Below are 22,204 nucleotides of genomic sequence, written 5' to 3'. Positions count from 1 at the left end.
TCTAACGTCGGATGCCGGTCGCGAACGGCAGCGTGTTGACGAAGGCCCTGTGGTGCTCGCGGTCGCACCACTCCAGCTTCAGATACGACTTGCCGGCGGAGGCGCGGATGGTGCGCTTGTCGCGCGCGAGGGCCTCCGGGGAACGGGACGACACCGTGATGTAGCCGACGAGGTTGACGCCCGCCGCGCCGCTCGCCAGGTCCTCGCCGCGCTGGTCGAGGCGGGAGTGCGAGGCGATGTCGCGGGGGTCGACCGTGCGGTTCATCTTGGCCTGGCGGCTGGCCTCCGCCTCGTCGTTCGTCTTCTCGGTCAGCATGCGCTCGATGGCGACCTCGGTGGGTTCGAGGTCCATGGTGACGGCGACCGTGCGGATCACGTCGGGGGTGTGGACGAGCAGCGGGGCGAGGAAGTTGACGCCGACGGGCGTCATCGGCCACTCCTTCACCCAGGCCGTGGCGTGGCACCAGGGGGCGCGGGTGGAGGACTCGCGGGTCTTGGCCTGGAGGTAGGTGGGCTCCATGGCGTCCAGCTCGGCGGGCCAGGCGTTGCGCTTCGTCATCGCCTGGATGTGGTCGATGGGGTGGTCCGGGTCGTACATGGAGTGCACGAGCGAGGCGAGCCTGCCCTGTCCGAGCGGCTGCCGTACGCGGATGTCGGCCTCCTGGAGCCGCGAGCAGATGTCGGTCAGCTCGCGGGCCATGACGACGGCGAGACCGGCGTCCTTGTCGAGCTTGCGGCCGCCGTGCGGGCGCGCCGCGCGGGCCATCGCCTGGGCCTCGGCGGCCAGGTCGCGGGAGTAGTGCATGCAGGCGACGAGGTAGGCGCGGTGCTGCTCGCTGCTGGTCGACACCATCGACTGCAACTGGTCGTACGACTGCTGGAGCCACGGCAGCGCCCGGTCGTCGCCGCGCTGGGCGACGTCCTTGGCGTGCGCGTCCGGGTCGGCGGGCAGCGTACGGGCGAGCATCTGGAGGCGGGTGACGAAGCCGTCGCCGTTGGCCACGTGCTTCAGGAGCGTCCCGAAGCGGTCGACCAGCGCCTCCTGGTCCTCGGAGTCGCGCAGGCCGACGCCCGGCCCCTCGATCTCGATGGCGGCCGTGACCGTGCGCCGGTCGGCGTGCAGCAGCACGGCGATCTCGTCCGGCCCGAAGGGCGCGGCGAGCCAGCTGATGCGGCCGATGCCGGGGGGCGGGCCGACCTCGACCTCGCGGCCGTCGATCCTGACCCCGGCCTCGGGGGCGGCGGAGCGGTAGGCGGTGCCGCGCTTGAGGGAGCGCTTGTAGCTGCGGTTGATCTCGAACCACTTGTAGAACGTGCGGCCCTTGTACGGGACGTACACCGCCGCGACGGCGAGCATCGGCAGGCCGGAGAGCAGCACGATGCGCAGGGCGAGGAGGGGGACGAGGAGCCCGCACATCATGCCGAGGAACGCCCCCACGATGATGAGGGCGATCTCGCCGGTCTCGCGGTTCTTGCCGACGATCGCGTTCGGCCGCGCGCGGCCGATCAGATATGTGCGGCGGGGCGCGACCGGTTGGGACACGTGGGACTGGGTCGTCAACGCCCTTCACCTCCCGTGCGGTTGGTACTGCTGTTGCGGGAGCCGCCGCGGTTGCCCGCGTGCGGCGTGTTCGTCGCGCTGCTGCGCGGCGCGGGTGCGGCGGAGGGGACAGATCCGCCGCCGTTCGACGAGCCGCCCGGGGAGGTGCGGCCGCTGTGTGCGGCGACGCCGCCGCTGGCGGGGTTGGCGGGCCGGGGCTGGCTGCTCCCGCCGCCACCGCCGCCGCCGTGGCCCCGGGCGCTGTGGGTCTTGATGCCCTGGGAGACGAGGGAGGCGGGGGAGCTGATCACGGCGGCGGCCTTGTTCTCGGCGCCGCGCATCATGCGGTTGTCGCGGGAGCCGGCGATCTCGTCGCCGAAGCCCGGTACGAAGCGGTAGATCATGGCGCTCGCGAAGATGGCGAGCAGGATGATCGAGAGTCCGGAGACGACGGCGGAGAACGCGTCGGGTCCGTCGTCGGCGGAGAGCGCCCCGGCGAGGCCGAGCACGATCACGATGATCGGTTTGACGAGGATGACGGCGATCATGATGCCCGCCCAGCGGCGGACGTGCGACCACAGGTTCTTGTCGACGAGGCCGGCGTAGACGACCGTGCCGAGGAGCGCTCCTACGTAGAGGAGCGCCGCCCGGATGACCAGCTCCAGCCAGAGCACGCCCGCGGCGAGGATCGACACGAGCGAGACGACGATCAGCATGATCGGGCCGCCGCCGATGTCCTCGCCCCTCTTCAGGGCGCCCGCGAACGTCCCGAAGAAGTGGTCCGTCTGACCGCCCGTCGCCTTCGCGATGACGTCCGAGACACCGTCGGTCGCCGAGACGACGGTGTACAGGATCAGGGGCGTGAAGGCGGAGGCGAGCACGGTGAGCCACAGGAACCCGATGGCCTCGGAGATCGCGGTGGTCAACGGCACGCCCCGCACGGCCCGCTTCGCCACGGCGAGCAGCCACAGCAGGAGGGTGAGGATGGTGGACGCCGCGAAGACGACGGCGTACTGCTGGAGGAACTTGGGGTTGGTGAAGTCGACGCTGGCCGTCTCCTTGACGGCGTCGGACAGCTTGTCGACGGTCCAGGAGGCGGCTTCGGCGCAGCCCTTGGCCAGGGAGCTGAGGGGGTCGGCGGTGCCGTCGAGGGGGGCGTCGGTGGGGTACTTGCCCTCGTCCCCGGAGCTGCCTCCGTCTCGGGTGGCCTGGCCTCTTTCGCAGTACTTTTTGGCGGGGCCGTGGATGAGGTCGCAGGCGTCGTCGTCCTTGGGCTCCGGCGCCGCGAAGGCACGCGTCGCGAACAGGACCGCCGCGGTCTGCGCGGCCGTGATGGTGGCGCTGAGGCGGAGTACACGGCGGCTACCGGGCATACGTGAACCCTCCGTACCCTTCGACCGCCTTCGCGATCTCGTCGGAGTTGGACGCACGGTCGTCGCCCGGAACTGGGGCGGGACCGTTCTTCTGGGAGTGCGTGACGGCCTTCCAGTCGCCGTCGATCCACGCCAGCTCCATGGTGAGCGTGAACCAGCTGTTGGTGACCGGCTTGGTGGACTTCTCGCCGGCCAGGCCGAGCAGGCCGCTGCACCAGACTTCGACGGTGGCCTTGCGGTCCGAGAAGTCGGTGACCTTCGTGCCGATCGGGGATGTGCGCGAGATGAACTGATAGCCGTTCGGCGTCGAACCGTCCTCGTTCAGGCCTACGTTCCTGAAGAACGGCGCGGTGTACGCCTTGTCGAGCTCGGCCTGGAACTTGGCCACGCTCTGCGGCGCCATGACGGTTCGGAGGATGGCGTCGCGTTTGCCCTTGTCGAACATTTCGGCAGAGCCGAGCGGAACCGCGAAGTTCGCCGCCGCGCTCTGGGCACCCTGCTCGGTCTTGGCGAAGCCCGTCGCGATCCCGTCGGCCTTGCCGCCCACCGGCTTCCTCCCCGAAGGGGCCGTCGCCGCCGCGTCAGGCGTCTTGGCGTCGCCGCCCCCCGCAGAGGACTCGTCCCCGCCCCTGTTGGCGAAGGCGATCGCCGCGATCAGCAGGACCACGACGCCGACCACCGTCACCAGGCTGCGGGAGGACGTCCGCCCGCCCCGGGCGGATCTGCGCGCGCCGTAGACGTCGTCCCCGCCCTCCCCCTCGGGAAGCCGCGTCCTGGTCTCTCCCGAGCCGCCGAAGAGGCCGTCGTTCCGCTCGTCGTCGAGGCTCATGCCGCGACCGCCCCCTCAACCTCTCGCCGAACCGTCACGTAGGACACGTATGACGGTAGCCGTGCTGGTTCCCGCGCGGGCGCGGTGTGGTGACTCGACATCAGGGAGTTGCAACCTCAGCCGGTGGGCACGACGGACAGGTGGGGGAGGGGACAGGGAAGAGGGGACAGGGAAGGGGGGACAGGGGGGACAGGCGGGACAAGGGGAGAGGGAGCGCGGGGTCGAGGCCTGGGGAAGGGCGCTAGACCGCCATGCCGTAGACGATCGTGAACAGCGTGCCGAGCGAACCGATGATGAAGACTCCGGTCAGGCCCGCGATGATCAGGCCCTTGCCCTGTTCCGCGCTGAAGGTGTCGCGCAGCGCCGTCGCGCCGATGCGTTGCTTCGCCGCGCCCCAGATCGCAATGCCCAGGCACAGCAGAATGGCGACCGCCATCACGACCTCGATCATGACGCGTGCCTCGTTGCCCAGGTTCCCGAAGGGACCCCAGTCGGGGGCGATCCCGCCGATGATGGTGGTGATGTCGCCCTTTTCGGCTGCCATAAGCATGTGTAACTCACCGCCCCTAGTGGGTTGTTCTGGCACCTCTGCCCGCCTCGGTGCAGAGGACAGCTCATTCTCGCCGACAATCGGGCCCGCGGATGGCGCCTTGGCGCCATTCGTTGGCTGACTTCGTGCGTTTCCTCGTACGCGAGGTCTGGTCACTCTGTGTATCACGCGGTACGACGCCGGGCAATGACGGCCCGGCGTGCCTCTGACCAGGACTTCTGACCAGCACTTTTGACGAGCACTCAAGAGCGGCCGAGGCCGGCCGTGCCACGGGTGACGAAGGAGCAGTCGGTGTAGCGGTAGGCGGGGCTCAGCCTGGCGCCGTCGGCGCGATCGCGCACGGTGGCCCTCTTGTAGAGGAAGTGGTACTCGCCGGCGGGCAGCCTGAGGGTGGTCCTGGGGTACTTCGTGACGCCGGCCCGGCAGGTCTTGTCGCCCTGGGACTTGGTGGCGAAGACCCGGCAGGAGGCGCAGTCCTTGAGCTGGACGCTGCCGGTGGTGGGGCCGGTGTAGAGGACTTCCAGCTCGCCGGGGCCGAGGTTGGCGACGACGAGGTCGACCTTGGCGCCGCCGGGGGAGCCGGACGGGGGCAGACGGCGGCCCGCGCTCGGGCGTTCCTCGGCGATCTCGGCGGCGATGGCGACATCCTTGGCGCGGTCGCGCTTCTCGCTGGCCGGGTAGGCCTTGGCGAAGCCGTTGAGGGTCGCGGCGGCCTTCGCGAAGTGGGCGTCCTCGAACTCGTCCATGCCGCAGGCGTAGACGCCGCTCTCCACGGCCCGTTCGGTGGCGCCGCGAACGGCCTCGGCGTCGACCGCGTCGCCGGGCAGGGCGGCGGCGGTGGTGCCGATGGCGCGCAGTTCGTCCAGGGCGGGGCAGGGGGCGGGGCCCTTGACGGCGGACGTACGGGTGTCGATGGCGTCGCGCAGGGCCGGCTCGACCTTCTTGGCCTGGGCCGAGGCGGGGAAGGTGCGGAGCAGTTCGGTGAGCGGGGCGTCGGCGGCCGAGCGGCCGAGCCCTTCGGTGCCGCACTCGTAGAGGGAGGTGGCGAGGCGGTCGTCGGGCCAGGTGGCGAGGGCGCCGAGGCGGTCCTTGCCGAGGGTGCCGGGGAGGGTGCGTAGATGTGTGAGCGGGGGGACGGCTTCGCAGTACCGCTTGGCGGCGTAAGGGGCGGCGACGGACTCGTAGTAGGCGGTGAGGCTGTCGGGCAGGCGGTCGGCGGCCCGGGAGCCGGGGTGGTCGTCGGCGAGGTCGCGGTAGGTGCGGAGGGCTTTCTTGTACTTCGTCTCGGCGATGCCCTCGAAGGGCTGTGAGTCGAGGCCCGCGACGATGCGGTCGGCGTTGTCGAGGCGGTCGAGGAGCATCTGCTCGACGGCCTCGTCCCGCGCGCTCTCGTAGGCGAGGGCGCCGCCGGAGGGCACGGCGAGCAGGATGACGCCGAGGGCGGTCGCGAGGGGGGCGCGCAGCGGCCGGCGCGTCCGGTCGCGGATGGCGCGGAGCGCGCCGTGGACGGCGGCAAGGAGCAGGAGGGCGGCGTAGCCGATGAGTACGCCGCCGGGTACGCCGTCGACGTCGGCGGGCAGCGCCAGCAGAAGCAGCGCGGCGGTCGCGCCGACGCAGAGCAGGGCGGGGAGCAGCCGCCGGATGAGGAGGTAGCCGAGGCCGAGGCCGCTGAGGTTCAGCAGGGCGACGGCCAGAGGGCGCAAGGGACTGTGGTCGCCGGGTTGGCCGGGTGGGCCGGGTGGCCGGGTGGGCAGTGGGGGCGGGGGCGGGAGCGCGGCTGAGGGCTGGGCGGACAACTGTGGCGGCGGTGGCGGGTACGCGTAGGAGGAAGAGGGCGCGTACGAGGGTGGGGATGCGGGTGGGGTCGGGGACACGGGTGGGAGTGAGGGAGGCGGGAACGCGGGCGGAGGTGGCGGGAAAGCGGGCGGGGGTCCGAAACGGCCCGGCCCGCGGTCGGCCTCGCTCTCGGGTCCGGCGGTGCGTCGATCCCTCGGCTCGTTCGGTTCCATCGTCGGCTCCCCCCAGCCGTGGCACCGCGCCATGCCGCGCCCAGCGGCCGCACAACGCCCGATTCCCCAACCATCGAGGATGGTTGGGGTCGCGTCAATCACGTGTGGGGGAGGGTGTCGACCCCCTGTGACCGGGTGGTTTCGCCAGCCCCAGGGGTCACTTGCCCACCTCAGCTCGCGGGGGAGTCGCTGACCTTGCCGACCGGGCCGACGGACAGCTTCGGGCCGCTGTCCGAGGAGTCCTCGCCGCTCACCGGGAGGGAGCCGGCGGGCCAGGCGATCGTGACGGTCTTCGTCTCGTTCGGCGGGGTCACCAGGATGTTGGTGATACGGACACCGGAGCCGCCGGTGGTGTTGACCGGGAAGGTGATGTTGAAGGCGGCGGACTCGCCGTCCTTGAGGACGTGGGGGTGGGGCTGGTCACCATTGCGGTCGACGGACAGGGTGTCGCCGGTGGCCGTTTTGAGGTCCACGCCCGCGTAGCCGCTGAGGGCGCAGTCGCGCCCGCCGCCGTTCTTGAACTGGACGGTGATGACACCTTCCGTCTTGTCGGTGGTGTTGTCGGCGGCGGTCACCTCCAGCTCGTCGCTGCGGCAGTCGTCGACCTCGGTGTCGGTGTTGCCCTCCCCGGAGGAGCCGGAGCCGGAGCCGGACGATGTGCCGGAGTCGCCCGTTCCGCCGCTGCTGCCGGTCCCCGTGGACACCGTCGGCTTTGCACCGGACGGGGTGTCTCCCGCCTTCACGCCGCCGTCGTCGTTGTTGCAGGCGGTGAGCGAGAGCGCGCCGAGGAGCGTGAGGCCGGCGAGCAGGGTCTTCGAGGCGTGCGTGAGCTTCATGGGGTCCCCGGTGAGATGCGAAGTGCGAAGTGGCGTCGGCATTGGCGTCGGCATTGGTGTTGGCCTTGTGTGAGGCCGTGTTTCCTGGCCTGGCCAACAGCGAAGCCGTCCCCGGCGGGCAGGGGCAAGGGACACTGGGTGATCGGGGATGCTGGAACGCTTCCAGGGGGTCTGGCCTGGGGTGACGCACTTCGCGTGGAACGCGGGGGTGGGATGCGGGTGTGGCACGGGCCGCTGGGTCAGGCCCTTTCAGGCCCTGGGCTCTCCGTACCACCGCCACTCGGTCAGGCGTTTGCGGCCCGGGAGTTCACCGCGGCCCGTCGCCCACAGGAGGGTGGGCCAGGGGGCCGTGTCCGTGGGGGCGTCGGGGAAGAGGCGGTGCAGGACTCGGGTGCAGAGGTCGGCGGGCGGGGTCCAGGCGGCCCCGATGCCGAGTCCGTTCGCGATGTCGTACGTGTGGACGAGGGTCTCTACGACTCCCATCGCGGCGAAGCCCTCGGGGTCCGAGGCGCCGAAGCCGTGGTGGGCGCGGACGGTCGGCGGGGTGGTGGCGACCATGGCGGTCAGCAGCGCGCCGCACGCCTCCACGACCATGAGCAGTCCGGCCGGGCCTGCCGCGGGGTCGGCGAGGGTGACGTTTGCGGGGCCGCCCGGGGTCCGGCTGACCCAGTGGAAGGGGACCTCTCTGTCCAGCGGCGGGTGTTCGGGGCCGAGTTGGGCGGCGTACGCGAAGAGGTCGTCGGCGAGGTGCTCGCCGGTCTCCCAGCAGTCCCACTCCAGGCCGCCCGCCTTGACGCTCCAGTCGGCGTCGGCGGGCGCTTCGCGGAGGGTCGCTACGGCGTGGCGGACGGCTCGGGTGACGTCGTCGGCGGTTACGGGGCTAGGGGGGCCCTGGGGGCTATGGGGAACCTGGGGACCAGGGGAGTGAGAGGGCTCAGACATGGCGGGACGGTAACAGCAGTTGCCCGGCGGGTGGTTAGCGGTTTTCGAGCGGATGTGTCCGTCGGGCGGTGTCAGTCCTGGTCGACGCCTTCCACGAAATGATCGAATTCGCCTGCCTGTACGCCGAGTACGAAAGCGTTCCACTTCGTCCGGGTGGTGGTGACGACGTTGTCCGGGGTGCTGGTCTCGCGGAGGTAGACGGCGTCGCCCTCTCCGAAGGCGATCTCGATCCAGGGGCCGGGGCCCTGCTCGTCCTCGGGGGCGGCGCGGATCCAGTCGAGGCCGGCAGGGGGCGGGGGTATGGGCACGGGCCTGGGGCGGGGGCTGTCGGTCATGGCTGGGGTCGGCGCCCTTTCTTCGTCTGTGGGGCGGGGCCGCGGGGGTATGTGCGTACTCGCCATCTCTGCTGTGCTGCCCCGGCAGCCGCTCGGGACGCGGTGTGCTCGGTGCTCCGTGCGCACATACCCCCACGTCCCCTCAGGCCGGTTCGGCGCCTGCGGGCTGCTTGGCGGTGCGGATCAGCGCCGCGAAGGCTCTGGGCGTGGTGCGGACTATCGTGCCGGTGGGGTCGCTGCTTTCGGTGAGTTCGACTGTGCCGGTGGTTGTCGCGGCGACGTGTACGCAGGAGCTGCCCTCGGAGCAGTACGAGGACTTCTGCCAGTGACGGTTCATGAGTGCTTCCCCTACAGATCTTTCATCACGGCGTGGATAAGGTCTCGGGTCTTTCCGGGGGCGAGTGCTACTGCCTCCAGACGGTCGAAGAGGGTGCGGTACTTGTGAAGTTGCGCCTCGGCGTCGAGGAACGCGAGCCCGTGCGACTGGTCGAGGTAAACCGTGTCGAGTGGGGGCACCGGCCCGTGTACGTAGTAGATCGACTGTCCGGACCCGGGGTAAGCGCCGGCATCGAACGTGATCGCACGCAGGGTGACTCCGTCGCGCTCGCTCATGTCGAGGAGGTGTTGAAGCTGACGCCGCGCGATGGCGGAGCCGCCGACCTTCATGCGGAGCGCGGCCTCGTGAATGACTGCCTCGTAGGGGAGAGGGGCGTCGCGGTACAGCACGGACTGGCGCTTGATGCGGAACGAGAGGCGGTGCTCGATGTCGGGCGGCGAAAGCTCGATAACGGCCTGGCGGAAGATCTCGCGGGCATGGTCGTGCGTCTGGAGCAGGCCGGGGATCCGTGCGGTGACGCTGTCACGCAACGCCCGGGCGTGATGCTCCAGTTCCGCCAAATCGAGCAGTGAGCTGGGCAGCAGCTCACGGTACTCCTCCCACCAGCCGCGCGTGCGGTCGCTCGCCATGCGGGTGAGGGCTTCGACGAGGGCCTTGTCCGGGCACTCGTAGTGACAGGCAAGCATCCGTACACGCTCGGGGCTTACGCCCATGCGGCCGGACTCCATGTTGCTGACCTGGTTCTGCTTCACGCCGAGCAGTTGACCCGCTTCGGTCGACGTCAGGCCCGCGCGTTCACGGAGTTTGCGCAGCTCCGCGCCGAGTCGGAGTTGACGGCCCGTCGGGTTGGATCTCACCGTTCGCTCGCCTCTCACCACGACTGGTCACCCACACGAGTGGCAGATCAGCCCTTTTACGCGATGCCGATAATTTCTTATCCGGGCCTCGCTACCTTATAGCTCAGGTCATCCACCCAGAAGAACCCCGCTCGACGGAGCGGCAAGGTCACTGGGCCTACCCGGCAACTACCGTCCCGCAGGAGAGACTTCCATGAACGCCACCGTATCGCCGCCCTGGACCTACACCCTCCAACTGCCCCACGACCCCCGCGCACCGGGAATCGCCCGCGCCACCCTCCGCGCGGTCCTGGAGACGTACGGGCTCGGTGAACTCTCCCCCACCGCGGAACTCCTCGCAGGAGAACTGCTCAGCAACGCGCACTGCCACACCGACGGGCCCTACGCTTTTCGCGTCCGTTCCGCCTCCCCGCAGGGGATCCGCGTGGCCGTATGGGACTCCGATCCGCGGATCCCACCCGGGTTCGGGGGGAACGGAGGCGCCCTCGACCCCTACCCGCCGGGAACCGCGGAAAGCGGCCGGGGACTGCACCTCGTGCGGGCCTGTGCGGACAGCTGGGGGGCCGGCCCCGTGGGGAAGGGGCATGTGGGGAAGCTGTTGTGGGCGGAGGTCTCGCCCTAGTCCGGGTCGGTGAAGGGGACTCCCTGTCGGGCCTATCGGGCGATGGCTCCTGGCGCTGTCACACCCGGCCTCTACACTGAGCGGCGGTGGACTCCCGTCGGGTGAGGGGTGGTTGACGGTGCGTAAGGCGTGGCTGGTCGCGGCCGTCGGGATCGGCGGCGCCCTCAGCTTCATCGCGCTCCTCGTCCTCGGGACGTACATGGCCGCGGGAAGCATCGCCAGCGGCGTGGGCGGCGGGTCCGTGGGGCTCGCCAAGGGAGCCGTGCCCGCGACCTATCAGTCCCTCGTTCAGAAGTGGGGCAATCTCTGCAAGGCCATCAATCCCGCCCTGCTCGCCGCCCAGCTGTACCAGGAGAGCGGGTGGAACCCGCGCGCGACGAGCCCCGCCAAGGCGCAGGGGATAGCGCAGTTCATCCCCGGGACCTGGGCGACGCACGGCCTCGACGGCGACGGTGACGGCGACCGCGACGTCTGGGACCCCAAGGACGCCATCCCCTCCGCGGCCTCGTACGACTGCAAACTCGCGGGCTATGTGAAGGACGCCCCGGGGGACCCCACGAAGAACATGCTCGCGGCGTACAACGCGGGCGCGTACGCCGTCATCAAATACGGGGGCGTGCCGCCCTACCGCGAGACGCAGAACTACGTGAAGACCATCACCACCCTCTCGAAGAGCTTCGCCAAGCCCGTGGGGCGCGTGCAGCCGTCGCAGCAGGCGGCGGGGGCGATCGCCTTCGCGCAGAAGAAGCTCGGCACCCCCTACCTGTGGGGCGGCAACGGCACGCCCGAGCAGAACGGCCGTTTCGACTGCTCCGGTCTCACGCTCGCCGCCTACCGCACGGTCGGCGTCACGCTGCCGCGCGTCGCCAACGACCAGTACAACGCGGGACCGCACCCCAAGCGGGACGAGCTGCTCCCCGGTGACCTGGTCTTCTTCTCGGACGACCTCACCAACTCGCGCGCCATCCGGCACGTCGGGATCTACGTCGGCGGGGGCTACATGATCAATGCCCCGCGGGCCGGCGCCGTGATCCGCTTCGACCCGATCGACACCCCGGACTATTTTGGCGCGACTCGTGTGACGGATGAGGGCGCCAAGGCGGCACCGGTCAAGCCCACAGCGGTCTGAGGGGGGCGCGGGCGGGGGCGTGCGGAGGGCGCACGCGTGGTGTGACGTGGCTTGAACTCTCCGTAAAAAAACTTCCCTGAGCTGCGGCGATGTATCTCTCTTCGGTAACGTCTGAGTGATCTTTCGGTGGAGAGTGGAACGTAGGGGTGGGGACCGGGCGTTCCCTTGACTGGACCGACCACGGGGGTTGATGGAAGGGCGCACGGAAAAGTGCGTCCATGGGCTAGGAGACAAGGGGCCGCAGCGCCATGGCTGGACTCGAGGAATCCGGGTCGAACCCCGACGTCGGCCTGCTCTACGACATCAACGGCCTGACGCGGGATACGCCGCACTGGCTCGACCGCGCCCTGGCGTTCGTCGGTGAGTACGGACTGCTGCTCGCCCTCGTCCTGCTCGTGGTGTGGTGCTGGTGGGGCCAGCGCAAGCGGGGCACCCTCGACGACGCCGCCTCGTCGGTCGCCGCCGTCGTCTGGGCGCCGCTCGCCGCCGGCATCGCGGTCCTCGTGAACGTCCCCATCAGGGGGTTCGTGGAGCGGCCCCGCCCGTTCCGTGACCACAGCGGCATCGACGTCCTGGTCGAGGGCAAGAACGACTTCTCCTTCGTCAGCGACCACGCCACGCTCGCCATGGCCATCGGCGCCGGACTCTTCGTGGCCCACCGAAAGTTCGGATTCGTCGGCCTCGGGCTCGCCGCCGTCGAGGGCTTCTGCCGGGTCTTCATGGGCGTCCACTACCCGACGGACGTCATCGGCGGCTTCGCGCTCGGCACGGCCGTCGCCCTGCTCCTCTCCCCGCTCGCCATGGCGCTGCTCACCCCGCTCGCCAAGGCGATCGGGCGCTCGCGGCACGTGGGGTGGCTGGTGTGGGACCGCAGGGCCGCACCGGTGTCCGCGGCGGCGGTGAGCGAATCCCCGGCGTCGTCGCCGTCGGAGGCCGCGGCGGACCCGGACGAGCGGGACCTCGCGGCCTAGGCCGAGCGCCCAGAGGATCGGCGGCCGCCCAGGAGGGCCGGCGGCCGCCCCGGAGGCTCAGCGGTCAGCCAGGAGGCTCAGAGCGCCTGCGGGAAGTCGAAGAAGCGGCCCGGGTCGTACTGCTTCTTGAGCTGCTTCAGGCGCGGCGCCGCCGCCCCGTAGTACGCCTCGCGCCAGTTCGTCAGCGTCGAGTCCGTGTAGTTCTGGTACGCCGCGCCCGACGCGTAACGCCCCATCGCCCCGTGCGCCGACTTCAGCCACGCCCGTGCCGGTGAGCCCGAGGTCCCCGCGCGCCACGACGCGATGTACTGCGCCAGCATCCGCGAGCGGCGGTGCACGAACGCCGTCGCCGTCGGGTCGACGCGGTTGATCGCGCCGCCGAGCGCCGTCAGCGCGATGCTGCCCGCGCTCGCGCCCGTCACGTTCTCGATCTGCGACAGCAGCGCGCGGATGCCCGCCGCCGACAGGGAGCGGTCGAAGAAGTCGGAACTCGCCGCGTACGTCTCCCGCTTGAGGGCGCCCTGCGGGCTGCGGCCGGGCGTCGTGCCGGGCAGATGGCACTGGGCGTCCGTGGCGAACGACGAGCAGCCCGCGTACACCTCCATCGCCTCCTCGTACGTACGCCGCTTCAGGGACACGCTGCGCGCGGGGGCTCCGATCTTGTCGGCGAGGCGGTCGACGGCGTTCTGCAGTTCGCCGTACGTGCCCAGGGAGAAGCAGGCGACGGAGACGGTCGGGGTGCCGCCCGGGGTGTTCGCCAGGTGGAGGGACGACCAGATCTCGTCCGGCTGGTCCGGGCCCCACGCCTGCCACGCCTTGACGACCGCGGCCGCCTTCGACCAGGGCCAGGTCATGTACGCGGAGACGGCCTGGGGCGCGGTGTGCGTGCGGTAGGACAGCTCGGTCACGACGCCGAACTGGCCGTTGCCCGCGCCGCGCAGCGCCCAGAAGAGGTCCTTGTGCTCGGACTTGGAGGCGGTGAGCTGCTTGCCGTCCGCCGTGATGAGGGTGGCGGAGGTGAGGCTGTCGCAGGTCAGGCCGTACGCGCGGGAGACCACGCCCTGGCCGCCGCCGAGGGTGAGCCCCGAGATGCCGACGGTCGGGCAGGAGCCCGCGGGGATCGTCACGCCCTTCGCGGCGAGCGAGCGGTAGACGTCGATCAGCTTGGCGCCGCCGCCGATCGTGGCCGTCCTCCCGCTCGCCCGTATCTTGCTCAGCTTCGATACGTCGATGATCAGCCGGCCGGTGCCGGAGGACCAACCCGCGTACGAGTGCCCGCCGTTGCGGATCGCGACGGGGGTGTGGTGGGCGCGGGCGTACGCCAGGGCGGTGCGGATGTCGTCCGGGTGCGCGACATAGGCGACCGCGGTGGGCCGCAGATCGTCGAAGCGGGTGTTGTACAGCTGACGGGCCGCCGCCCACTTGGCCTCGCCGGGACGCACGAGGGTGCCGTCGAGATCCTTGGCGAGGGCCTTGAGGCTCGCGGGCGCCGCGGCGGCGGCGCTGGACGTCCTGATGGGCGTACTGCTGGTGCCGCTGGTGCGCGCCGCCGTGCCCGGTCCCCCGGCGCCGCTCGTGCAGCCCGCGACGGTGGCCGCGGCCAGCGTGGCGGCCGTTGTACCGATGAACGTACGTCGTTCCATGACGCCTCCCCTTGCTTCCCGGAGAACGAGACGGTGCGTGGGGCGGGCGGGTTCCCTCAAGGGGCTCGTCGTGTTCGGCTCTAGGGGGACTCCTCGTGCTCGGCCGCGTCCGTGCGGGCCTTGCTGCGGGCCCTGCGGGCCGGGCCGCGCCAGCCGCAGGAACAGTGGGCCGCGATGAAACGGCCCTTCTCGACCGTCGTCGTGCGGTGCGGGGCGGAGACTTCCTGTTCGGCCACGCCGTCACGGTACCGACCCCGGGTGAAGCCGCATCGGTCGGTCCGCCTCGGGCGGCGTGACGGGTCAACGTACCGGTCGTTATCCCGTACGACGGGGGGATCGACAAGCGCGGAAACGCTTGGGGGTACACAGGCGATGGGGCAGCAGCACAGGCGCACGGGCCGGGCGGTCACCGCGGTCGTGGCGGTGGGGCTGATGGCCGTCGCCACCGGCTGTTCGGGCGGTGCCGTCGCCGAGGGCAGCGGTGCGGGGGCCCCTGGCGACCCCCGCGAAATGGTGCGGAGGTCCGCCGACTTCCTGGTCCGGGCGGGCAGCGCCAAGGCGCGTACGTCCATGGAGATGGCCAGCGGCGGGACGCGCGTGACCGTCCGGGGTGAGGGCGTGTACGACTTCCGGCGGCAGCTCGGGGAGTTCGAGGTGGTGCTCCCTCAGGACCCCGCCGGGGGCCGGGCGCGGCGTCCGGTCACCGAGCTGATGTCGGACGGCGCGCTCTTCATGAAGAACCGGGGGGCCGGGGTGCCCGCCGACAAGTGGGTGCGGATCGAGACACGTTCGCTCTCCGACGGGAATCTCGTCACCGGCGGCGCCACGGATCCGCTCGCGGCGGCGGAACTGCTGCGCGGGGCGCGGAAGGTGACCTACGTGGGGGAGGAGCGGGTCGGCGGCGCGGAGGTGCGGCACTACCGCGGGGTCGCCGATCTGCGGACCGCGGCGAAGGCTTCCTCCGCAGGTCAGCGTGGTGCGCTGGGGGCTGCCGCGGCGAAAGGGTTCAGCGGGGGGAAGGTGCCCTTCGAGGCCTATCTCGATGAGCGGGGGCGGGTGCGGAAGCTGCGCCAGCAGTTCACCGTGGCCAACGCCGACGTGGCGTCGACCACGCTGCTCTACGGTTTCGGGGTGCCTGTCGGGGTGCGACTTCCGGCCGAGAAGGACATCTTCGCCGGGAAAATCGCGGGTTCGTAGTCGCGTACGGCTGGAGGAAATGGTCCGTCCGTGCCATGCGCGGCGTGTGGGCCGCTCCCTACTCTAGGAAGTCGGCAAGTCGGTACGGGGCAGGTGCTGGTTTCCGGCTTCCGGCGCCGGCTTTCGGTGCCGGCTTCTGGTGCTGATTTTGGTGCTGGTCAGGAAGAGGTGATGAACGTGGCTCCTATGCGTGGCGGTACGGCGGTTCAGGACCACGTCGCCCTCGCCGAGATCGAGCTCTGCGGCGAACTCATCATTGCGGCGAGTGCGGCGGCTGAGCGGCTCAGTGTTGACCGGATCGACGAGGTGCTGAGGGTCTGGGATCCCCAGGACAACGCGTCGCCCTCGGCGGGCGGGCGCGGCTAGTCGCTTGGGCGGCGGGGGAGTCTCCCTCGCCGCCCCGTTGGCGCCGGGTCGGCTTCTCGCGGGGCCCGCGTGAACCTGCCCGGGCTCCGCTGGAGTGGGCCTGGGCTGTTCTCCTCGCGGGAGCGTTACGTGCGGAGCATGCGTGCGATCGCCTTCGTCGCCTCTTCGACCTTCGCGTCGATCTCCGTGCCGCCCTTGACCGCCGCGTCGGCCACGCAGTGCCGCAGGTGTTCCTCCAGGAGCTGGAGCGCGAAGGACTGGAGGGCCTTCGTGCTCGCCGAGACCTGCGTGAGTATGTCGATGCAGTAGACGTCCTCCTCGACCATGCGCTGGAGGCCGCGGATCTGGCCCTCGATGCGGCGCAGGCGCTTGAGGTGTTCGTCCTTCTGCTTGTGGTACCCGTGCACACCGTGAGCGTGGTCACCGTGGTCGGAGGGCGCTTCGGGCGTCTCCGGGGTCACCGCTGCCGCGTCGGCGGTCGTCATCGCGTCCTCCTCCTGTAAAGGGGCATGGGGTATTTTCGCTGATCCATATACCCCTGGTGGGTATATCTTAGCCGATTTCTCGGGGGGTGTGCTGATCACTGTGCCTGATGGGCGACACTGGGGGGGCGGCCGGTTAGCCGTGGCCGGATGATGCGCCTAGCATCAGCCTGACCGCATCCAGAGCACCCCGAGGACCCCACGTGCGCTTTCGTCTGACCCCCAGGGAGACGAGCTTCTACGACATGTTCGCCGCATCCGCGGACAACATCGTCACGGGCTCGAAGCTCCTGATGGAACTGCTCGGAGCGGACTCTTCCGCGCGGGCCGAGATCGCAGAGCGTATGCGGGCCGCGGAACACGCGGGAGACGACGCGACGCATGCGATCTTCCACCAGCTGAACTCCTCGTTCATCACGCCGTTCGACCGCGAGGACATCTACAACCTCGCGTCGTCCCTGGACGACATCATGGACTTCATGGAGGAGGCCGTCGACCTGGTCGTCCTGTATCAGGTCGAGGAACTTCCCAAGGGCGTCGAGCAGCAGATCGAGGTCCTGTCCCGGGCCGCCGAGCTGACGGCCGAGGCCATGCCGAACCTCCGGACCATGGAGAACCTCACCGAGTACTGGATCGAGGTGAATCGCCTGGAGAACCAGGCCGACCAGATTCACCGCAAGCTCCTCGCCCAGCTCTTCAACGGCAAGTACGACGCCATCGAGGTGCTGAAGCTGAAGCAGATCGTGGATGTGCTGGAAGAGGCCGCCGACGCCTTCGAGCATGTGGCGAACACTGTGGAGACCATCGCGGTCAAGGAGTCCTGAGGCCTAGCCATGGACACCTTTGCTTTGATCGTGACGATCGGCGTCGCGCTCGGATTCACGTACACGAACGGCTTTCACGACTCCGCGAACGCCATCGCCACCTCCGTCTCCACCCGTGCGCTGACGCCCCGCGCGGCGCTCGCCATGGCCGCGGTGATGAACCTCGCCGGTGCCTTCATGGGTAGCGGGGTCGCCAAGACCGTCAGCGAGGGGATCATCGAGACCCCGCACGGTGACAAGGGGATGTGGATCCTCTTCGCGGCGCTCATCGGCGCCATCGTGTGGAACCTCATCACCTGGTACTTCGGCCTTCCCTCGTCCTCCTCGCACGCGCTGTTCGGCGGCATGGTCGGAGCGGCGCTCGCCGGCGGTATCGGGGTCATCTGGTCCGGGGTCGTCGACAAGATCGTCATCCCGATGTTCCTGTCGCCGCTCGTCGGTCTCGCCATCGGGTACCTCGTGATGTGCGCGATCATGTGGATGTTCCGCAAGTCCAACCCGCACAAGGCCAAGCGCGGCTTCCGTATCGCGCAGACCGTGTCGGCGGCCGGCATGGCGCTCGGCCACGGCCTCCAGGACGCCCAGAAGACGATGGGCATCGTGGTGATGGCCCTGGTCATCTCCGACGTGCAGAGCGCCGACGCGCCCATCCCGATCTGGGTCAAGGTCGCCTGTGCGCTGATGCTCTCCGCCGGTACGTACGCGGGTGGCTGGCGCATCATGCGGACCCTCGGGCGCAAGATCATCGAGCTGGATCCGCCGCAGGGCTTCGCCGCCGAGACGACCGGCGCGGGCATCATGTTCACCACCGCGTTCATGTTCCACGCGCCGATCTCGACGACTCACGTCATCACCTCCGCGATCATGGGCGTCGGCGCGACGAAGCGTGTGAACGCGGTGCGGTGGGGGGTGGCCAAGAACATCATTCTTGGCTGGTTCATCACGATGCCTGCGGCCGCCTTGGTCGCGGCGGTCAGCTTCTGGATCGTTAACCTCGCGTTCCTGTAGCCACGGCTACGAAGGAAGGGCCCGCCCCCGGGAGCCAGGGGCGGGCCCTTCTTGTTGTCCCTGCGGTGGCACCGCCATGCAGCACCGCGGGGAGTCGGGGTGGGCCGAGCCCGGGGCGGCTAGCCGAAGCGGCCCGAGATGTAGTCCTCGGTGGCCTGGACGGACGGGTTGGAGAAGATCCGCTCCGTGTCGTCGATCTCGATGAGCTTGCCGGGCTGGCCGACCGCGGAGAGGTTGAAGAAGGCCGTGCGGTCCGAGACGCGGGCCGCCTGCTGCATGTTGTGCGTCACGATGACGATCGTGAAGCGCTCCTTCAGCTCGCCGATCAGGTCCTCGATGGCGAGGGTCGAGATCGGGTCCAGGGCCGAGCACGGCTCGTCCATCAGGAGGACCTGCGGCTCGACCGCGATCGCCCGCGCGATGCACAGACGCTGCTGCTGGCCGCCGGAGAGGCCCGAGCCGGGCTTGTTCAGGCGGTCCTTGACCTCGTTCCAGAGGTTCGCGCCCTTGAGGGACTTCTCGACGACGTCGTTCAGCTCGGACTTCTTGTACGAGCCGTTGAGCTTCAGGCCCGCCGCCACGTTGTCGAAGATCGACATGGTGGGGAAGGGGTTCGGGCGCTGGAAGACCATGCCGATCGTGCGGCGCACGGCCACCGGGTCGACGCCGCTGCCGTACAGGTCCTCGTCGTCCAGGAGCACCTTGCCCTCGACGCGGCCACCCGGCGTGACCTCGTGCATGCGGTTCAGGGTGCGCAGGAACGTGGACTTGCCGCAGCCGGACGGGCCGATGAAGGCGGTCACCGAGCGGGGTTCCACAGTCATCGAGATGTCGTCGATCGCCTTGTGGGAGCCGTAGTAGGCGGTCAGGCCGGATACGTCGATTCGCTTGGCCATGGGGATCACTGCTTCTTTCGAGGGGGAGTGCGAGAGGGTCGCTGATTGGCCGCTCAGCGGCCCGTCTTGGGGGCCTTCCAGCGTGCTACGCCGCGGGCCGCCAGGTTGAGGATCATGATGAAGGCGATCAGGGCGAGCGCCGCCGCCCAGGCCCGGTCGTACGACGCGTCGGTGCCTGCCGCGTACTGCTGGTAGACGTACAGCGGCAGCGAGGCCTGCGAACCGTCGAAGGGGTTCGTGTTGATCAGGGGGTTCACCCAGACCAGGAGCAGGACCGGCGCGGTCTCACCGGCGATGCGGGCCACCGAGAGCATGACGCCCGTGGTGATGCCGCCGATCGCGGTGGGCAGGACGACCTTCAGGATGGTCCGCCACTTCGGCACGCCGAGGGCGAGCGAGGCCTCGCGCAGCTCGTTCGGGACGAGCTTGAGCATCTCCTCGGTGGAGCGGACGATCACCGGCATCATCAGGATCGCGAGCGCCATCGCGCCCGCCCAGCCGGAGTAGCCGAAGCCGAGGATCAGGATCCAGAAGCTGAGGACGAACAGGCCCGCGACGATCGAGGGGATGCCGGTCATGACGTCCACGAAGAACGTGATGACCTTGGAGAGCTTCCCCCGCCCGTACTCGACGAGGTAGATCGCGGTGAGCAGGCCGATCGGCACGGCGATGACCGAGGCCAGGAGCACCTGCTGGAGAGTGCCGATGAGGGCGTGGTAGATGCCGCCGCCGGTCTCGTCGTCGGAGAGGACGCCCATCGAGTGGGTCAGGAAGTAGACGTCGAAGACCTTGATGCCGCGCTGGACCGTCTCGTAGATCAGCGAGGCCAGCGGGACGACGGCCAGCAGGAACATGACCCACACCAGCGAGGTGGCGAGGCGGTCCCTGGCCTGGCGGGTGCCCTCCACGGTGACCGCGAGGGCGTACGAGCCGACGATGAAGAGGATCGCGGCTATCAGGCCCCACTGGATGTGGCTGTGCAGTCCGGCGCCGGCGCCGATGCCGATGGCGACGGCGGCCGAGCCGGCGGCCACGGCCAGGGGGGACCAGCGCGGGAGGCTGGCCGCCTTGAGCGTCGAGGGGCGCTTGGTGAGCGGCCCGGTCGGGGTGGGTGTCGTGGTGCTCATGCGTTGGCCCCCGAGTACTCCTTGCGGCGCGCGATGATCAGGCGGGCCGCGCCGTTGACCAGCAGCGTGATGATGAACAGGACCAGGCCGGAGGCGATGAGCGCGTCCTGGCCGTACTCACTGGCCTCGTTGAACTTGCTGGCGATGTTCTGTGCGAAGGTGCCGCCGCCGTAGTCGAGCACGGACGCGTTGATCAGGAAGGACGGGGAGAGCACGGTGGCGACGGCGATCGTCTCGCCGAGCGCGCGGCCGAGGCCCAGCATCGAGGCGGAGATGATGCCGGAGCGGCCGAAGGGGAGCACCGACATGCGGATGACCTCCCAGCGCGTGGCGCCGAGGGCCAGCGCGGCCTCCTCGTGCATCTTCGGGACCTGGAGGAAGACCTCGCGGCTCACGTTCGTGATGATCGGCAGGATCATGATCGCGAGGAGGATGCCTACGGTCATCAGGGAGCGCGGGGCGCCGCCGTTGTACTCGAAGATCCCGGTCCAGCCGAAGTAGTCGTCGAGCCAGCTGTAGAGCCCGGTGAGGTTGGGCGCGACCACGAGGGCGCCCCACAGGCCGTACACGATCGAGGGCACGGCGGCCAGCAGGTCGATCACGTACGCGATGGGGGTGGCCAGCTTGCGCGGCGCGTAGTGCGAGATGAAGAGCGCGATGCCGATGGCGACGGGGACGGCGATCACCAGGGCGATCAGTGAGCTGACCACGGTGCCGAAGACCAGGACGGCGATGCCGAAGTACGGCTTGCCGCCGGTGGAGGCACCGGCCGGGTCCCACTCGAAGGTGGTGAGGAAGTTGCCCGTGTTGTCGGCGAGGGCGAGGGCCGTGCGGTAGGTGAGGAACACCGCGATGGCGGCCATGATCGCGAGGAGCGCGATGCCGGAGCCCCGGGAGAATCCGAGGAAGATCTTGTCGCCGGGGCGGGTGGCGCCGCGGGCGGCGGCCTTGTCCACGGGGGCGACGGGCTTCGTGTCGTCGACGGGTGGAGGTGCGGTCGTGTTACTTGCTATGTCCATGGGGTTCTCCGGTCTGCGGAGCTGCCGCGCGTGTGCTGCGGGCGCTCCGTGGCGGCGGTGCACCGGACGGTGCGGCCGGCCCGGTCCTGCGGGGCCGGCCGCACTCGGTTCTGCTAGCTCAGGCCCGCGACGGTGGAGCGGACCTTGGTGATGATCTCGGCCGGGATCGGCGCGTAGTCGTTCTCCTTGAGGACGTTCTGGCCGTCCTCGCCGGCGATGTAGGTCAGGAAGGACTTGGTGGCGGCGAGCGTGTCGGCCTTGTTGCCCTTCTCGCAGACGACCTCGTACGTCACCAGGGTGATCGGGTAGGCGCCCTCGGCGGTGGGCTTGTAGTTCAGCTCCAGGGAGAGGTCCTTGCCCTTACCGACGACCTTGGCCTCGGCGATCGCCTTGGAGGCGTTGTCGACGGTGGCCTTCACCGGCTCCTTGGCCTGCGTCTTCAGGTCGACGGTCTTGATGCCGTCGCCCGCGTAGGACAGCTCGAAGTACGAGATGGCGCCCGCGGTCTGCTTGACCTGGCTCGCGACACCGGCGGAGCCGTTCGCGGACTGGCCGCCCTTGGGCTCCCACGACTTGCCCGGCTCGTACGGCCAGGCGCTCGGAGCGGCGCCCTTCAGGTACTTGGTGAAGTTGTCCGTGGTGCCGGACTCGTCGGAGCGGTGGAAGGCCTGGATCTTGGTCTTCGGGAGCTTGACGTCGGGGTTGAGCTTGGCGATCGCCTTGTCGTCCCAGGTCTTGATCTTGTCGTTGAAGATGTCGGCCAGGGTCTTGGCGTCGAGGTTCAGCTTGTCGACGCCGGGGACGTTGTAACCGATGGCGATCGGGCCGCCGACCATGGGCAGGCCGATGGCCTGGCTGTCCTTGCAGACCTTCTTCGACTTCTCGATCTCGTCGGGCTTCAGCGCCGAGTCGGAACCGGCGAACGCCGTCTGGCCCTGGAGGAACGCGGTGATGCCGGCGCCCGAACCCGTCGGGTTGTAGTTCAGCTGCACGTCCTTGCAGTTGGTCGTGTAGACCTTCCGCCAGGCGTCGATCGCGTTCTTCTGCGCGGACGAGCCGGAGGCCGCGAGCTGACCCTTGGCGTCGTCGCACTTGATGTTGGCGTTGGCGTTCGTCTCCTTGCCGCCGTCGCCCGAGCCGCTGGTGTCGTCGGAGCCGCACGCCGTGAGGGCCAGGGCGCCGGAGACGGCGAGGGCGCCGAGGGACAGGGCGCGGAGCCGGTTCTTGCGCTGAAGCTTCACTTTCGGATTTTCCTTCCGGGAGCCGCCGGCCCTGTGCTGGCGGCGTGCGATGTCTGTCTTGTGTAAGGCCG

General features: G+C 69.8%; 24 protein-coding genes. 7 read left to right on the top strand and 17 right to left on the bottom strand.

The window, feature by feature from the left end; all coding sequences use genetic code 11:
- Position 1 precedes the first annotated feature (1 nt).
- The 10 genes from CP975_RS16550 to CP975_RS16505 all read right to left on the bottom strand — a co-directional run bounded on the left by CP975_RS16550 (position 2) and on the right by CP975_RS16505 (position 9,608).
- Complete coding sequence (locus CP975_RS16550; protein ID WP_030795294.1) at positions 2-1,561, bottom strand: SCO6880 family protein; 1,560 nt, start codon at positions 1,559-1,561, stop codon at positions 2-4.
- On the bottom strand, positions 1,558-2,913 hold the full coding sequence (locus CP975_RS16545) for an energy-coupling factor transporter transmembrane component T family protein (protein ID WP_055535355.1): 1,356 nt from the start codon (positions 2,911-2,913) through the stop codon (positions 1,558-1,560). The genes CP975_RS16550 and CP975_RS16545 overlap by 4 nt, the downstream gene beginning before the upstream one ends.
- Complete coding sequence (locus tag CP975_RS16540; protein ID WP_150477049.1) at positions 2,903-3,742, bottom strand: DUF8175 domain-containg protein; 840 nt, start codon at positions 3,740-3,742, stop codon at positions 2,903-2,905. Before CP975_RS16540 ends, CP975_RS16545 begins: the two co-directional genes overlap by 11 nt.
- A 241-nt stretch (positions 3,743-3,983) precedes the next feature.
- Positions 3,984-4,292 (bottom strand): hypothetical protein, encoded by a 309-nt coding sequence (locus CP975_RS16535; RefSeq protein WP_030795286.1) that lies wholly within the window; start codon positions 4,290-4,292, stop codon positions 3,984-3,986.
- Between the two features lie 242 nt (positions 4,293-4,534).
- Positions 4,535-5,995 carry a hypothetical protein gene (locus CP975_RS16530; protein WP_055536489.1) on the bottom strand — a complete coding sequence of 487 codons (1,461 nt, stop codon included), beginning with the start codon at positions 5,993-5,995 and terminating at the stop codon, positions 4,535-4,537.
- Between the two features lie 476 nt (positions 5,996-6,471).
- A complete protein-coding gene (locus CP975_RS16525) occupies positions 6,472-7,137 on the bottom strand; it encodes a DUF4232 domain-containing protein (protein ID WP_055536514.1) in 666 nt (221 codons plus the stop codon).
- 249 nt (positions 7,138-7,386) lie between these two features.
- Complete coding sequence (locus tag CP975_RS16520) at positions 7,387-8,079, bottom strand: hypothetical protein (protein ID WP_150477048.1); 693 nt, start codon at positions 8,077-8,079, stop codon at positions 7,387-7,389.
- A 71-nt stretch (positions 8,080-8,150) separates the two neighbouring features.
- Positions 8,151-8,414 (bottom strand): DUF397 domain-containing protein, encoded by a 264-nt coding sequence (locus CP975_RS16515; protein WP_150477047.1) that lies wholly within the window; start codon positions 8,412-8,414, stop codon positions 8,151-8,153.
- Between the two features lie 142 nt (positions 8,415-8,556).
- The gene (locus tag CP975_RS16510; protein ID WP_055533159.1) at positions 8,557-8,751 is read right to left on the bottom strand and encodes a DUF397 domain-containing protein; all 195 of its coding nucleotides are present in this window, start codon (positions 8,749-8,751) and stop codon (positions 8,557-8,559) included.
- Positions 8,752-8,762: 11 nt separating this feature from the next.
- The gene (locus CP975_RS16505; RefSeq protein ID WP_055533161.1) at positions 8,763-9,608 is read right to left on the bottom strand and encodes a helix-turn-helix domain-containing protein; all 846 of its coding nucleotides are present in this window, start codon (positions 9,606-9,608) and stop codon (positions 8,763-8,765) included.
- Between the two features lie 193 nt (positions 9,609-9,801).
- Between CP975_RS16505 and CP975_RS16500 the strand changes: the two genes are divergently transcribed.
- The 3 genes from CP975_RS16500 to CP975_RS16490 all read left to right on the top strand — a co-directional run bounded on the left by CP975_RS16500 (position 9,802) and on the right by CP975_RS16490 (position 12,330).
- Positions 9,802-10,230 carry an ATP-binding protein gene (locus CP975_RS16500; RefSeq protein WP_055533163.1) on the top strand — a complete coding sequence of 143 codons (429 nt, stop codon included), beginning with the start codon at positions 9,802-9,804 and terminating at the stop codon, positions 10,228-10,230.
- Positions 10,231-10,348: 118 nt separating this feature from the next.
- Positions 10,349-11,359 carry a C40 family peptidase gene (locus CP975_RS16495; protein WP_055533165.1) on the top strand — a complete coding sequence of 337 codons (1,011 nt, stop codon included), beginning with the start codon at positions 10,349-10,351 and terminating at the stop codon, positions 11,357-11,359.
- A gap of 248 nt (positions 11,360-11,607) precedes the next feature.
- The gene (locus tag CP975_RS16490) at positions 11,608-12,330 is read left to right on the top strand and encodes a phosphatase PAP2 family protein (RefSeq protein WP_055533167.1); all 723 of its coding nucleotides are present in this window, start codon (positions 11,608-11,610) and stop codon (positions 12,328-12,330) included.
- Positions 12,331-12,407: 77 nt separating this feature from the next.
- On the opposite strand, the gene CP975_RS16485 is transcribed toward CP975_RS16490, so the two are convergent.
- On the bottom strand, positions 12,408-13,973 hold the full coding sequence (locus CP975_RS16485; protein ID WP_055533169.1) for an FAD-binding oxidoreductase: 1,566 nt from the start codon (positions 13,971-13,973) through the stop codon (positions 12,408-12,410).
- Positions 13,974-14,053: 80 nt separating this feature from the next.
- Positions 14,054-14,209, bottom strand: coding sequence for a hypothetical protein (locus CP975_RS35055; protein WP_167532702.1), 156 nt, complete (start codon positions 14,207-14,209; stop codon positions 14,054-14,056).
- A gap of 136 nt (positions 14,210-14,345) precedes the next feature.
- Between CP975_RS35055 and CP975_RS16480 the strand changes: the two genes are divergently transcribed.
- Positions 14,346-15,170: an SCO4651 family lipoprotein gene (locus CP975_RS16480; RefSeq protein WP_055533171.1), complete on the top strand. Its 825-nt coding sequence runs from the start codon at positions 14,346-14,348 to the stop codon at positions 15,168-15,170.
- A gap of 171 nt (positions 15,171-15,341) precedes the next feature.
- A complete protein-coding gene (locus CP975_RS16475) occupies positions 15,342-15,536 on the top strand; it encodes a hypothetical protein (RefSeq protein WP_055533173.1) in 195 nt (64 codons plus the stop codon).
- A gap of 125 nt (positions 15,537-15,661) precedes the next feature.
- Here the strand turns inward: CP975_RS16475 and CP975_RS16470 are convergent, their stop codons facing one another.
- Positions 15,662-16,021 carry a metal-sensitive transcriptional regulator gene (locus tag CP975_RS16470; RefSeq protein WP_055533179.1) on the bottom strand — a complete coding sequence of 120 codons (360 nt, stop codon included), beginning with the start codon at positions 16,019-16,021 and terminating at the stop codon, positions 15,662-15,664.
- A gap of 200 nt (positions 16,022-16,221) precedes the next feature.
- Between CP975_RS16470 and CP975_RS16465 the strand changes: the two genes are divergently transcribed.
- Complete coding sequence (locus CP975_RS16465; protein ID WP_030784908.1) at positions 16,222-16,842, top strand: DUF47 domain-containing protein; 621 nt, start codon at positions 16,222-16,224, stop codon at positions 16,840-16,842.
- A 9-nt stretch (positions 16,843-16,851) separates the two neighbouring features.
- Positions 16,852-17,850, top strand: a complete 999-nt coding sequence (locus tag CP975_RS16460) for an inorganic phosphate transporter (RefSeq protein ID WP_055533181.1) — start codon at positions 16,852-16,854, stop codon at positions 17,848-17,850.
- Between the two features lie 119 nt (positions 17,851-17,969).
- On the opposite strand, the gene pstB is transcribed toward CP975_RS16460, so the two are convergent.
- From pstB to pstS, 4 genes are all read right to left on the bottom strand, one after another.
- Positions 17,970-18,746: a phosphate ABC transporter ATP-binding protein PstB gene (gene pstB, locus CP975_RS16455; RefSeq protein ID WP_055533214.1), complete on the bottom strand. Its 777-nt coding sequence runs from the start codon at positions 18,744-18,746 to the stop codon at positions 17,970-17,972.
- A gap of 53 nt (positions 18,747-18,799) precedes the next feature.
- Complete coding sequence (gene pstA / locus CP975_RS16450; RefSeq protein WP_055533183.1) at positions 18,800-19,873, bottom strand: phosphate ABC transporter permease PstA; 1,074 nt, start codon at positions 19,871-19,873, stop codon at positions 18,800-18,802.
- Positions 19,870-20,892 carry a phosphate ABC transporter permease subunit PstC gene (gene pstC / locus CP975_RS16445; RefSeq protein ID WP_055533185.1) on the bottom strand — a complete coding sequence of 341 codons (1,023 nt, stop codon included), beginning with the start codon at positions 20,890-20,892 and terminating at the stop codon, positions 19,870-19,872. The genes pstA and pstC overlap by 4 nt, the downstream gene beginning before the upstream one ends.
- Positions 20,893-21,005: 113 nt before the next feature.
- Positions 21,006-22,133 carry a phosphate ABC transporter substrate-binding protein PstS gene (gene pstS, locus CP975_RS16440; RefSeq protein WP_055533187.1) on the bottom strand — a complete coding sequence of 376 codons (1,128 nt, stop codon included), beginning with the start codon at positions 22,131-22,133 and terminating at the stop codon, positions 21,006-21,008.
- Positions 22,134-22,204 lie beyond the last annotated feature (71 nt).

Source organism: Streptomyces alboniger (assembly GCF_008704395.1).
Classification (GTDB): Bacteria; Actinomycetota; Actinomycetes; order Streptomycetales; family Streptomycetaceae; genus Streptomyces; species Streptomyces alboniger.
Note: the sequence above shows the minus strand (reverse complement) of the source record. Positions and strands in the feature narration are given on the sequence as shown.